Annotated in this window: 13 protein-coding genes and 1 tRNA gene; 1 reads left to right on the forward strand and 13 read right to left on the reverse strand. The window is 53.4% G+C overall.

All coding sequences use genetic code 11. The features are described 5' to 3' along the window. Positions 1-263 precede the first annotated feature (263 nt). The 4 genes from M8010_RS08145 to M8010_RS08160 form a co-directional block, all read right to left on the reverse strand. Positions 264-755 carry a hypothetical protein gene (locus tag M8010_RS08145; RefSeq protein WP_250090296.1) on the reverse strand — a complete coding sequence of 164 codons (492 nt, stop codon included), beginning with the start codon at positions 753-755 and terminating at the stop codon, positions 264-266. Then, the gene (locus M8010_RS08150) at positions 752-1,732 is read right to left on the reverse strand and encodes a hypothetical protein (protein ID WP_250090298.1); all 981 of its coding nucleotides are present in this window, start codon (positions 1,730-1,732) and stop codon (positions 752-754) included. Before M8010_RS08150 ends, M8010_RS08145 begins: the two co-directional genes overlap by 4 nt. Before the next feature lie 110 nt (positions 1,733-1,842). Further along, positions 1,843-2,307 (reverse strand): hypothetical protein, encoded by a 465-nt coding sequence (locus M8010_RS08155; protein WP_250090300.1) that lies wholly within the window; start codon positions 2,305-2,307, stop codon positions 1,843-1,845. Positions 2,308-2,785: 478 nt separating this feature from the next. After that, complete coding sequence (locus M8010_RS08160; RefSeq protein WP_250090302.1) at positions 2,786-3,286, reverse strand: lactoylglutathione lyase family protein; 501 nt, start codon at positions 3,284-3,286, stop codon at positions 2,786-2,788. A gap of 93 nt (positions 3,287-3,379) precedes the next feature. Here M8010_RS08160 and M8010_RS08165 point away from each other — a divergent pair, with 93 nt between their 5' ends. Further along, a complete protein-coding gene (locus M8010_RS08165; protein ID WP_250090304.1) occupies positions 3,380-4,249 on the forward strand; it encodes a LysR family transcriptional regulator in 870 nt (289 codons plus the stop codon). Between the two features lie 415 nt (positions 4,250-4,664). Here M8010_RS08165 and M8010_RS08170 read toward each other — a convergent pair. From M8010_RS08170 to rseP, 9 genes are all read right to left on the reverse strand, one after another. Beyond that, positions 4,665-4,741, reverse strand: a tRNA-Met gene (locus tag M8010_RS08170). Positions 4,742-4,779: 38 nt separating this feature from the next. Further along, positions 4,780-5,457, reverse strand: a complete 678-nt coding sequence (rnhB, locus tag M8010_RS08175) for a ribonuclease HII (protein WP_250090306.1) — start codon at positions 5,455-5,457, stop codon at positions 4,780-4,782. After that, a complete protein-coding gene (lpxB, locus tag M8010_RS08180) occupies positions 5,454-6,638 on the reverse strand; it encodes a lipid-A-disaccharide synthase (protein WP_250090308.1) in 1,185 nt (394 codons plus the stop codon). Before lpxB ends, rnhB begins: the two co-directional genes overlap by 4 nt. A gap of 19 nt (positions 6,639-6,657) precedes the next feature. Next, the gene (gene lpxA / locus M8010_RS08185) at positions 6,658-7,449 is read right to left on the reverse strand and encodes an acyl-ACP--UDP-N-acetylglucosamine O-acyltransferase (protein ID WP_250090310.1); all 792 of its coding nucleotides are present in this window, start codon (positions 7,447-7,449) and stop codon (positions 6,658-6,660) included. Further along, positions 7,449-7,886, reverse strand: a complete 438-nt coding sequence (fabZ, locus tag M8010_RS08190) for a 3-hydroxyacyl-ACP dehydratase FabZ (protein ID WP_250091133.1) — start codon at positions 7,884-7,886, stop codon at positions 7,449-7,451. Before fabZ ends, lpxA begins: the two co-directional genes overlap by 1 nt. Positions 7,887-7,896: 10 nt before the next feature. Then, a complete protein-coding gene (lpxD, locus tag M8010_RS08195; RefSeq protein ID WP_250090312.1) occupies positions 7,897-8,922 on the reverse strand; it encodes a UDP-3-O-(3-hydroxymyristoyl)glucosamine N-acyltransferase in 1,026 nt (341 codons plus the stop codon). Between the two features lie 2 nt (positions 8,923-8,924). Further along, positions 8,925-9,422, reverse strand: a complete 498-nt coding sequence (locus M8010_RS08200) for an OmpH/Skp family outer membrane protein (RefSeq protein WP_250090313.1) — start codon at positions 9,420-9,422, stop codon at positions 8,925-8,927. Positions 9,423-9,444: 22 nt separating this feature from the next. Beyond that, the gene (bamA, locus tag M8010_RS08205) at positions 9,445-11,763 is read right to left on the reverse strand and encodes an outer membrane protein assembly factor BamA (RefSeq protein WP_250090315.1); all 2,319 of its coding nucleotides are present in this window, start codon (positions 11,761-11,763) and stop codon (positions 9,445-9,447) included. A gap of 43 nt (positions 11,764-11,806) precedes the next feature. Then, positions 11,807-13,156, reverse strand: coding sequence for an RIP metalloprotease RseP (gene rseP, locus M8010_RS08210; RefSeq protein ID WP_250090317.1), 1,350 nt, complete (start codon positions 13,154-13,156; stop codon positions 11,807-11,809). Positions 13,157-13,159: the final 3 nt, after the last annotated feature.

The following is a 13,159-nucleotide window of genomic DNA, read 5'->3' on the forward strand; positions in this document are numbered from 1 at the left end:
CCATCTCGCATCATATTGCCATGAATACACCAAGCCACCAGAGGCCCTGATTTCCTTTTCGTATCGGTCCCACAAATCCTTAGCGACTTCTTTGGGCCAGCCGGATCCTCCGCGAGCTCTCAAGCATTCGATGATCCAATCCATCATATCTTCACGATTCGCCAAGGTCGGGACCTCCGAAATTTAACGCCGGGCTCACGCGCCAGTTTGAAGCCGCGAAGCGGCAGAAACTTGGTTGCTGTGCGGCCGATGGTTATACGTAACTACTCCTGAATTCCCTCGCTCTTTCGCCGTTCTTCAATTTCATGTTCGATCCGCTCTTGCTGTAACTCCATAAGAGCAGCCGGTAACTTAAAAGAAAGAAAAGAAGAGACGGCAGCAAAAAACATAAAGATATACTCAATCACTACTTGGGCAGAAGGAAATCGGTTTTTCACTACTATAGATATAAATATCAAAAACAACGTCACTAAATATGCCTTAAACAGCCATTTGTGACGAATTAGCCTATTGTAAGTCAGCTCACTGCCCAACCTTGCCACTTGCCAGCTACCCGAAGGTAGCGATTTAGGGTCGCCCACTAAAGTAATAACAGCAACAAGAAAGCCGGCCAATATGGAAAATACTGTTACAATTACATTTATAGCCTCTTGATTTCCATGTATTAAAGGCTGACCGTAATAGGAAGCAAGACCACTCCATAGCATTATGCAGATGCCATACTTGACTTTTTCCCTGTCAATTTCTCTGCTCATTGCTTAAATACGCCATCTGAATTTAAGCGATCATGATACTCCTTAAGCCTTGACCAAGCCGAGTCTTTGCTCAAAGATTTACCCAGTGCCTTTACTCTGAATGAGTCTGACACCCTTATTTCATCAGAACTGATCCTATTATTAGCACCTGTTACAATAACAAAACCATCTTCACCATCCTTCTCAAACTCCGAAATTATTTGCTCCGCTGTTTTTTCTAATCTCTTTTTTCCCGAAACACCGAAATCAGACTCTTTCAAGTGCTTTCTTGCCTCTCGCCCGTCAAACTTTATTGAGACCTTTATATTTAGGTTCTCTTTTTCGTGTATCTGGCTCAGAGACTTGTCTTTACTGAAAATCGCACCTATTTGATCTGCAACAACCTTATATATTCCTGAGACCTTTGGCTTAGATTTATCAAGGTGCATCAAACTGGCATCGTAGAGAGACGTGTCCAAGTCTACTTCTTTCACGCCCTCGTCTTTAATCATTTTGAGTTTGCTTGCTTTTGCAACTTTGTCCAGCTCGAAGCTCTTCGCAATATCCTTTTCGTCACACGCTCTCAGAACTTCCCAGATGTAACGCTCCAAAGCACTCTCTCGCGCTCCTGATGGACAAAGTATTACATTGTTACCCTCAATATAGGCAAACACGTCTCCGTCCAAGTAGTCTTTTCCCTGAGGGGCGTTTTGTGCGGTAACACTTGAAAATTTTGCGGCTTTGTCCTTGTCAATTATTGATGTTGCTTCCCCCGGCACATATGAAGCGACTTGCAAGTAAAATCCATTATTGGATTTATAATCCGCGCCTCTGATCTCACCACCTGACCCGACTTCAAACGTTCTCTTGCCCACCGTATCGAGTATTAAGTGTGCGTCTTCCAATAACTTTTGAAGCGTTTGACTACCTTGTCCCTCCCATTTCGCCCGGCGGTAGTAAAATTTTTTATTCCTAAATTCTGGCTTTTTTACTGCCACTTGAGAAACTCCCTGGTTAGAATTTTTTTACCGTATAACGCCAGCCATAAGCGCCCTGACAAGGGCGTCTGGGGGAAGGCCATGGGCCCGGAACAGACTTAATGGCATTTTTAGGCATGATTACCATGGATGGCCTCTGCCAGTTGATCATGTTGCGACTGCAAAGCCTGAAGAACCAACATCGATTTGCTAATCAGTTCTTCGCTACGATCCGGATCAAACCAGTGACCATTGAATTTACCCCCATGATATAGATTGTTTCTTACTCGTCGAATGTGGGAGAAGAGAATCTGAGGCGAACGTTCTGCGGTATCCACGTTCTGCCAAGAGAGTACCCCGTCATTTAAGACCTGCCTCTTTGGGGGGTGATCAAAGAGATAATTAATGGCATCCAGTAATTCTCCGCCCGGCTCTTCCAAAACCAAACGACCGATTTCATTGGAGAATCTATCCCACTCAGGTTCAGCTTGACCTCCTGCTCCACTGCGTGCGTATTGCATGGCTTTCAGAGCATATTCGTATTGAGCGAAAAGCTTGAAAAAGCAAAACGTCAAATTGTCGAGATTCTCAGGCATGCTCTCTCCTTGAATTGCCTAACAGAAATCAGGCAGCGCGCTCTATTATTGCGGAAATTTGACTGCGTCATTGCCACTGACTTTGAACCATCAATCGCGCTGCACATAAATCCATAAAACAATAGCTTAGCCGAGCTTGGCCATCCCTGCCACGTAATCATACAGCGTCTGCAATTTGCTCCGCCAATCATACTGGATGAAGTGGCTGCGATTAGCTTGGAGTCTCTGGAGGAGTGCCCTAACGCGAATGTTCGCTTTTGTTTAAAAAGCCTGAACTTATGCTGGTGCCCTCGCTACTCCTAGACCATGAGTGAACCTACCTCGATTCAGACTCCCTTCACTGGCTCATCTCGTCGCGGTAAAAAGGTCCGCTTTCCAATGAAGGCAACTGCGGTATAGTCGTAATTCAAACAAATATGCTTTTAAATTCAGGGGCTTCCGGCCTCAGAAAGCTCCCTGAACTATTGTCGGTAATTCTTCAGTAGGCGCCCTCGCCGTATACCAACTCGTAGCTGTGGCTATAAATCTCTAGGATGTTTCCAAACGGATCTTCCATATAAATCATGCGGTAGGGCTTCTCGCCCGGATAATAGTAGCGCGGCTTATCCATGCGCTTTTTACCACCAGCAGCCACAATGCGTTCTGCAAGTTCCTCGACGTTCGGGTCTTGCACGCAGAAGTGAAAAACACCGGTTTTCCAATACTCGAAATTGTCCTCCGGGTTGGTCTGGTTTTTGAACTGAAAAAGCTCCACGCCAATTCGGTCTCCGGTCGATAGGTGAGCGATACGAAAGCTTCCCCAGCCCGCGCCGAATACATCCGTGCACATCTCCCCGATGGCGCTGTCGTCCTCTTCAATCTCGGTTGGTTCCATAATCAGATACCAACCCATGACTTCTGTATAGAATTTAACGGCTCGTTCAAGGTCCGGTACGGATATGCCAATGTGTGAAAAATTTCTTGGGTAAACGTTGCTCACTGCTTGTCCTCCTCTAATAAAGTAAAAAAAGGTTACATTGCGCCATCGATTACGTAAAATTATGGTTTGTAATTCTATAAATCACTTTTCGTAATGATAAATACCATCTGGTTACGCAGCTTTTGCACCCTGGTTGAAGTTGGCCATTTCACGCGCACAGCTGAGCGGCTCCATATGACGCAGTCGGGCGTTAGTCAGCATGTGCGCAAGCTGGAGGAGCAGCTCGGTGCCGAGTTGCTTGTGCGGCAGGGCAAACAGTTCTCGCTCTCGGATGCCGGCGAAAGGCTTTATGCCGATGCGCAGGACATTCTCCTGGCGTTATCGAATCTGGAACGGAACGTTGGAGAGGACCCGCCCTATGAAGGGGTTGTGCGGATGATGTCTCCGGGAAGTGTCGGGCTTAAACTTTATCCGCATTTGCTGGCTTTGCAGAGCCAGCACACGAAGCTCATTATCGATTACCGGTTTGCGCCGAATGCCGATGTGGAAAACGCAATCGCTGAGTCTGCCGTCGATGTTGGCTTCATGACGTCGAAATCCACCCTGGCCGACGTAAGTTGCACGCCGGTCGCGCAAGAGTCGCTGCTGTTGGTAACACCTGCTTCGGTCGAAGAGCCGGGGTGGGATACGTTGATGACCCTTGGCTTTATCGACCATCCCGACGGAAGCCATCATGCCAACCTGCTTCTTGGTGCCAATTACCCTGAGTTCCAGCACAGCAACCTGTTTCCTAGGAAGGGATTCTCAAATCAGATAGGTTTGATTCTGGAGCCGGTCAGCATGGGTTTGGGGTTTACCATCCTGCCGGAACATGCGGTTGAAGCCTTCCAGAAGCCTGCGCGGATTAAAGCACATCGACTTGCCAGCCCGGTCAGCGAGACACTCTATCTTTGCACTCTGCGCAATAGGGTGCTTCAGAGCAGAATGGAAACGGTAATTGCTGAAGCCAGACGATGGCTTTAGGCAGGACTGAAATTTAACAGGTCGCGTCACTTGGACTCACGCAAGTGCGCCGGTGCGCTTTTGCGTAAAGCGAGCAATAAGATCTTTGGAGTACCACCCAGGCTCTCCTTAGCCCATCTCGGCGCGGAGAAGGTCCGCTTTCCAATGAAAGCGTGGCCAGAACTCCCGACGTCTGTCGCCATAATGTGGCAGCTTTCGCTCGACTGGAACGTCAAGAACACACTCAGACTTGCAGAGCAGACGACTACTCTCACCGGAAGACCAAAAAAGACTGACGGTCATTTTCTACCAGGCGCCAAGTCGAACCGTCACAAGCCTTGGCACATATTTGTCACATATACGTCACATGGAATTTCTGCCGGCCCAAACGCAAAAAAGGCAGACCAGTAACTAACTGATCTGCCTTTCTTAAATATGGTAGCGGGGGCAGGATTCGAACCTACGACCTTCGGGTTATGAGCCCGACGAGCTACCAGACTGCTCCACCCCGCATCAACGTGCGCGTATATTAAGGATCTGCCGGTACTCTGTCAATCGATATTTTCAAAGAGATCGGAAGGATATGAGAGCTCGTCAGCAGCACTGGTGCTGAGCATGCCAACGGCCTCAATGGCTTCCTGGACCGGGCGAAATGAACGCCGATGTTGGGTGGTGGCTCCCAATCGGCCGAGTGCTTCCAGGTGCACCGGCGTGGGGTAGCCTTTGTGGCTGGCGAACCCGTAATCGGGATAGGTTTCATGAAGTGTTGCCATTTCCCGGTCGCGGGTAACCTTGGCGAGTATGGAGGCCGCGCTGATGGCCTCTACCCGGCTGTCGCCCTTGATGACCGGTTCGGATGGCCAGTGCCAGTTCGGGCAGCGGTTGCCGTCCACCAGAATATATTCGGGCCGGATATGAAGCCCGGCTACCGCCCGCTCCATCGCTACCATGGTGGCGCGGAAGATATTAAGGCGGTCTATCTCATCGGCTTCACAGCGGCCGAGGCTCCAGGAAGCAGCCTGCTTGACAATCTGCTCGTACAGAGCCTCGCGGCGTTTTTCGGTCAGCTTTTTGGAATCCGCCAGGCCCGGTATCGGTTTTTCCGGGTCCAGTATGACTGCAGCCGTCACCACGGCACCGACCAGTGGCCCGCGCCCTACTTCGTCCACGCCGGCAAGAAGCCGGCCCTGGTAACGGCACCTGAAGGGTGGCAATGGGCTTTTCTTCATGGCTGCCTACCTTCAATCAGCGTTGACAGCGCCGATGCTGCCTGCTCGTCGGCATTCTGTCGTAGCTGTTCATGGAGTCGGGAGAAGGCATCGGTAAGGCGTGCGCGTTCGGTTTCGTTTTCCAGGCGCTCGAGAACGGCTTCGCCCAAAGTCTCCGGCGTGGCGGCGTCCTGCAACAATTCAGGTACCAGGGACTCTTTGGCCAGCAGGTTAGGCAGCGCCACATGGGGAACCTTCACCAGCCGCGATACCAGCGCAAAACTGAGGCCACTCAGCCGATACCCCACTACCATGGGCTTTTTGAGCAACATGGCTTCCAGGGTCGCCGTTCCCGATGCCAACAGAACCACATCCGATGACGCCATCACTTCCCGTGAGCGGCCACGCACAATGGTTACCTCAAGCTTCACGTCCAGAGCTTCCACCAGCGCCCGAACCTGCTGCTCCCGCTCCCGGTTGACGCAGGGAATCACCAGCTGAAGATCAGGGCGTTTGCCCTGAATCCAGCGCGCGGCCTCTAAAAACAGGGTACCCAGGCGCTCAACTTCCCCTCCCCGGCTTCCGGGCAGGATGGCGAGCACGGGTGCATCTTCACGAAGCCCAAACGCCTGGCGGGCACTGGCAGTATCCGGAGTCATCGGGATCCGGTCTGCCAGGGGGTGGCCCACAAAAGCCACGGGGATGTTGTGCTCTTCGTAAAATCGCGCCTCGAAGGGAAACAACGTCAGCATGAGATCGACGGATTTGGCGATCTTGAAGATCCGTTTCCGACGCCAGGCCCAGACTGAAGGGCTCACATAATGGGCGGTGAGCATGCCGGCGTCGCGACATCGACGCTCAATGCCCAGGGTAAAATCCGGGGAATCGATGCCAATCACCACATCCGGCGGTGTTGCCAACAGATAGTCCATCAGCCGGGCCCGGATACTGAACAACTCGCGGATGCGGCCAAGTACTTCCACCAGCCCCATAACAGAGAGCCGTTCCATGGGCACCAGGGAGTGAAAGCCTTCGGCAACCATTTCTTCGCCACCAATGCCCACAAACCGGGCATTCGGATAGCGGATTCGAAGCGAGCGGATCAGCCCTGCACCAAGGATATCGCCGGAGGCTTCTCCAGCAACAATAGCGATGGTTACTTTGCGGGTGCTGACAACGGTTCTCTGGAGATGGTCCGTCACCGGGGCAATCACTCCCTGGTTAGCGGATAATGCCGCGGTCTGCACCACGAAGGGATTCAATCAGAGGCTGCACTTCGGGGACGTCAGGATAGGCTTTTTCCAGCTCCACAACCGCCTGTTCGGTGGTCAGGCCCTGACGATAGATAACCTTGTAGGCGCGGCGAAGAATCAGCAGGACCTCTTTGCTGAACCCACGACGCCTTAACCCTTCCACGTTCATGCCGAACGGCTGGGCAGACTGGCCGCTGGCCATGATATATGCCGGGATATCTTTCAGAACGATACTGCCACCGGCGCTCATACTGTGTACGCCAATATGGCAGAACTGGTGAACCATGGTGCCACCACCCAGGATGGCATAGTCGCCAACCGACACGTGGCCCGCCAGTGTGGCGCAGTTGGCAAGAATCGTATTGTCACCAATGATGCAGTCGTGGGCAACGTGGACATAGGCCATCAACAGGTTGCCACTACCAATGCTGGTTTCGCCCCGGTCCTGAACGGTACCGCGGTGAATGGTGCAGCTTTCCCGGATGATGTTGTCGTTACCGATAACCAGTGTGGTCGGTTCGCCGGCGTACTTCTTGTCCTGGCACTCTTCACCAACACTGGAGAACTGGAAAATGCGGTTGTTGCGGCCAATCCTGGTGGGGCCCTTGATCACCACATGGGACATGATTTCGGTGCCCTCACCGATCTCCACGTCCGGGCCGATATAGCTCCAGGGGCCGACCGTTACGTTGTCAGCCAGCTTGGCAGACGGATCCACGATCGCCTGAGGATGGACTCCCGACCATTCTTTTGTCGCCATCAGACTTCTCTCTCCGCGGTCAGTATTTCTGCCACGCAGACAACTTCATCGTCAACCAGTGCGCGGCATTCGAATTTGTAGATGCCACGTTTGCCGGAGATCACCCGTGATTCCATACACAGTCGATCTCCCGGCACTACGGGACGTTTGAAGCGCACCTTGCTAGTGCCAGCCAAATATTGTACTACGCCGTCGGAGGGTTTCCGCCCGACGGTGAAAAATCCAAGAATGCCCGACAACTGCGCCATGGCCTCAAGAATAAGCACACCCGGCATAATCGGATTATTCGGGAAATGGCCTGTGAAGAACGGTTCGTTAAGGGAAATGTTCTTGAACCCTTTGATGAATTCTCCTTTTTCCACTTCCGTCACCCTGTCAACCAGCAAGAAAGGGTAACGATGGGGCAGATATTCCATAATCTCGTCGACATACATCATCAGTAGGGCCTCAGCCTTCAATTTTCTTTTCCAGTTCTTTGAGCCGGCGCGCCATGGCGTCCAGCTGACGAAAGCGCACCGCGTTCTTGCGCCACTGCCTGTTGGTGTCGGCGCTGGTTCCCGACGAATACACGCCGGGCTCAGGTATATCATTTGAAACCAGGGTCATGCCGGTCAGGTGTACCTGATTACCGATTGTCAGATGGCCCGCCACTCCCGACTGGCCGCCAAACACGCAGTGGCTGCCAATTCGGGTACTGCCAGCGATACCAACCATCGCCGCCATAGCACTGTGATCACCAATACTGACGTTATGGGCTATCTGAATCAGATTGTCGAGTTTTACACCGTTGCCAATTACCGTGTCGTCAATCGCACCGCGATCAATGGTGGTGTTCGCACCCACTTCTACATCGTCACCAAGTACCACTCTGCCAAGCTGTGCGATCCGGTGCCAGGCACCCTTTTCATTCGCAAACCCGAAACCGTCCGAGCCGATAACCGCGCCGCTCAGTATATGGCAACGCTTACCCAACACGATGTCGTGGGCCAGGGTTACACGAGGGCGCAGCACTGTCTGTTCACCGATCGTGCAGCGGGCGCCGATGATACAGCCGGCGCCAACCACAACGTTGTCGCCAACGATTGCTTCGGCTTCGACAACAGCCTGAGGCCCGATGCTGGCGCTTTCCGATACCTGGGCAGAAGGGTCGACCACCGCGGAGGCATGAACTCCTGGCTGGGGCACAGGCGCAGGATCAAACCAATGACTCAAACGAGCATAGCCAAGGTAGGGATTGTTCAGTAACAGTACATTGGTAGGGCACTGATCAGCGACAGACGGAGCGGCAATTACGGCAGAAGCCCTGGTATCTACAAGAAAACGCGCGTACGAGGGATTGGCCAGGAAGGCAACCTGCCCCGGTGCAGCCGCCTGAAGTGTGGCCAGCCCACCGATTTCGGTATCGGGATCGCCCCTGAGTTCTGCCCCCAGCTCAGAGGCGATATCGCCCAGCCGGTATGAACGCTTTGTCATTGTCAGCGATCCAGCTTTTCCAGGAGTTCGTCGGTCAGGTTCATGTCCGGCTTGACGTACACCACGGCCTCACTGGGCAGAATCAGATCAAGGTCATGCTCATCCAGCAATTCTTTGACGGCGGCATCCACTTCCGGGCGGGCGTTTTCCAGGAACTGTTGCTTGCGGTTTGCCACCGTGGAATCCAGGCGCTGTTTGAGGAAGTTGAACTCCTTGACCTTTTCCTGGAACTCGGTGGTCATTTTGTTGCGCTCGGACTCATTCATCATGGCGCCGTCTTTTTCCAGTCGTTCCTGCAGTTTGCGGGCGGCCTCCTGAGCTTCCCTGACTTTTGCTTCCTCACCGGAAAAGTCCTGCTGCATCCTCTCGCTGAATGCTTTCGCATCCTGCGACGAGAACAATGCCTGACGCAAATCAACCACCCCAATACGGGTTTCGGCTGCAACCGTGGTAGTCGCCATCAGCGCAGCCAGCATTACTGCCAAGGACAATCGGAACATGTTATTTCTCCTGTGTTTCTGGTCAGAATGTCTGCCCCAGTGAGAACTGGAATATCTGGGTATCGTCGCCACTCTTGTCGTTCAAAGGCTGCGCAAGGCTGAATGCCAGCGGACCAACCGCTGTTATCCACTGAAATCCTACACCAGCGGACAGCCGGACTTCATCCAGGGCCGGATCAAAATTCCGGTCGGCATCAAAGACCTGCCCCGCATCCACAAAGAATGCCGTTCTCATTGAGCGGGTATCGCCGGCAAACGGTGTCGGGAAGATCAGTTCAAGGCTGCCCTCCGTCAGCAGGCTACCGCCGAACGGATCCGGGTCCGAGAAATCATTTGGCGCATTGGTAGCCTTTGGCCCCAGAGAGTTTGCCTCATAACCGCGCACTGAACCATAACCGCCGGCGTAGAAGTGTTCATAAAACGGCATCACCGTTCGTCCACTGTAACCATCACCATAGCCGATTTCAGAACGGGCCCGGAAGACCCAGGTCTGGTTCTCGTTCATCGGCTGATAGAATTCGGTTTTCTGATTCACTTTATAGAAGGTGAGATCACTGCCGGGCACAGCAATATCCGTAGACAGGGACAGGCTGTAACCATCGGTTGGCAGAACACCCCGGTTCAGGGTGCTGCGGCGCCAGGAGCCGAACAGGAAGTAATTGTTGAAGTCATTGCCTTCTTCTTCAATAAAGGTTCGTACTTCCTCGGAGGTAAATGCCCCCGCCTTGACCTTGGAAAGCGTGTAGCCAAGGCCAAAGTTCAGCCGGGTGACGTTGTCGGTTGGATAGCCGAAGGTAACCCGACCGCCATATTCATCAAGCAGGTAGGATGAAATGTCCTGCTCTTCGAAGTCAGTTTCACGAGCGAATACGCTGAAACCACGGCTTACGCCATCCACTGTGTAGTAAGGATCCAGATAGGAGAAGTTGGCGCTCTTGATGGAGTCACTGACGTTGACGCCGAAGGATACCCGCTTACCGCTGCCGAAGAAGTTGTTCTCGGACACGTTGGCGCCGAGAATAACGCCGGAAGCCTGGGAGAAGCCCACCGAGGCAGACAGGCTGCCCGTGGCCTGCTCTGTCACCGAATAGTTCACATCGACCATGTCGTCGGTGCCGGGAACCGGCACCGTCTCGACGTCTACCGTTTCAAAGAAGCCCAGTCGCTCGAGGCGGGTTTTCGAGAACTCGATTCTGTCGGTGGAAGCCACACCGCCTTCCATCTGGGTCATTTCCTGGCGCAGTACGTCGTCTCTGGTGGAAACGTTGCCGTCGAAATTAATGCGCCTGACATACGCGCGTTTGCCGGGTTCCACAAAGAACGTGACCGATGCGGTGTCATTCTCACCCGGCTCTGGCACGGCATTCACGTTCGCAAAGGCATAACCTTCGCGGCCGAGACGCCTCGACAGCGACTCGGAAATCGCCGTCATGCGGGAACGGGAAAAGACATCACCCTCTTCAATGGGGATAAGCTCTCGCAGCTCCTCCTCGTCAACGATAAGCTCGCCCCGAAGATTGACGTCGGAAACCGTGTACTGGGGGCCTTCATTCAGCGAGATGGCGATGAACACCTGCTTCTTGTCAGGTGAGATGGATACCTGACTGGATTCAACGTTGAAATCGATATAGCCACGGTCAAGATAGTAAGAGCGCAGGGACTCCAGATCACCACTCAGACGCTCGCGAGCGTATTTGTCGGAATTGGTGATGGAGTTCCACCAGCTGGTGGTTTCGAGCTCGAAGAGGCCCAGCAGGGTTTCGTCGTCGAAAGCCTCGTTGCCTACGATATTGAGGTGCTGGATCGCTGCTACCGAGCCTTCATTGATATCGAGGCGGATAGCAACGCGGTTGCGAGGAAGATCTTCAGCAGTTGCTTTTACGCGTGCATTGTAGCGCCCCTGACTGATGTAAGACCGGAGGATTTCCAGCTCCAGTCGCTCAAGGGTGGCGCGACGAAACACCTGACCTTCCTGCAGGCCGGCTCCGGACAACGCATCCATCAGCATGTTGGTTTCTATGTTCTTGTTACCTTCAATGTCGATGGAGGTAATCGATGGCCGCTCTTTGACGGTCAGAATCAGCACACTCCCGTCCCGGCTGGCTTCAATATCGGTAAACAGCCCGGTGCGGAAAAGGTCTTTGATGGAGGTGGCCAGCTCAACCTCATCAACAGGCTCACCGATGGATACGGGAAACGCAGAGAATACCGTTCCTGCAGACACCCGCTGAAGGCCCTCTACCTCAATGTCGGATACGGTGAATTCATCAGCCAGAGCCGGTTTCATGGCGGAAGTGGCGATTGCCAAGCCTACAGCTAAACCCAGAAAAGAACGTCTCATTCAATAATTTCGCCTGTTGATGCGCGTAAGGAGTTCGCAATTCTCACAACCGCATCAGGTCGTTGTAAAGTGCAAACACCATTAATGTGAGGATCATTGCCATACCAATACGTAATCCAAACGCCTGGGCCTGTTCGGAAAGCGGCTTTTTGCGAATGGCTTCGATGGTGTAATAAACAATATGCCCACCATCCAGAACCGGTACTGGTAGCAGATTCAGCACTCCAAGGCTGACACTGAGGTAAGCAAGAAAGCGTACAAAATCTTCGAAACCGGAACTTACACTGGCTTCGGCTATCCTTGCAATGGTAATCGGGCCGCTAAGGTTAGTGGGAGATAGCAGCCCGGTCACCATTTTTTTGATGGCGACCAGAGTCAGCCGCGTGTCGCCCCAGGTTTCGGACATGGCGTTGGGAATCGCCGCCAGAGGGCCGAAGCTGACATCCCGCAGCACTTCATCGGGCCAGGAAACCTCACTGACGCCGGCCCCTACAAGCCCGGTGACTGTTCCATCATCAGCTTTATTTTCCGCGGGTGTTACAACAATCTGCTGCGTGCGGCCGTCGCGCTCGACTGTGAGTTCCAGTGGCGTTTCGGGAGCCTCACGAATAAACGAAACCAGCTCGAACCAGTCAGACACCGGTGCGCCATCAACAGCAACCACCCGGTCGCCGGATTGAAGGCCTGCGGCATCAGCCCTTCCGCCGGTGACAATTTCTCCCAGTACCGGCGGTACATCCGGGCGCCAGGGAGTGACGCCGAACTCACCCAGGGGATTGGGGTTCTCATCGTTGAGGCGCCAACCATCCAGAGAGCCGGTCAGCGTGCCCCGGCTGCCATCCCGGGAAACATCAATCGCTATCTCACCGAACTCACCGGTGCGCTCCAGCAGGCGCATGTTCACATCACGCCAGGACGTTACCCGGTGACCGTCGACCTCATGGATCTCCATGCCGGAGGCGAGCCCCAGGCGGTCAGCAACGCTGCCCTGGTTGACCTCTCCAACGATGGGCGCAACCGTAGTGAAACCGACAACACTCAACAGCCAGTACGCAAAAATGGCAAACAGGAAGTTGGCAATCGGTCCGGCCGCAGCAATGGCAATACGTTTTGACGGTGGCTTGGAGTTGAAAGCCAGATGCTTCTGGTCTTCAGGCACCGGCCCTTCCCGCTCGTCCAGCATCTTTACATAGCCACCAAGCGGGATAGCGGCAACCGCAAATTCAGTGCCGTGGCGGTCGTACCAGGAATACAACGGCTTGCCAAAACCCACCGAAAAACGCAGTACCTTCACCCCACAGCGCCGCGCCACCCAGAAGTGACCGAACTCATGAAGGGTTACCAGAATGCCAAGCGTCAGTACCAACGCCAGTATGGTTTCAACTATCTGCATAGT

Source organism: Marinobacter sp. ATCH36, from assembly GCF_023555055.1.
GTDB lineage: Bacteria > Pseudomonadota > Gammaproteobacteria > Pseudomonadales > Oleiphilaceae > Marinobacter.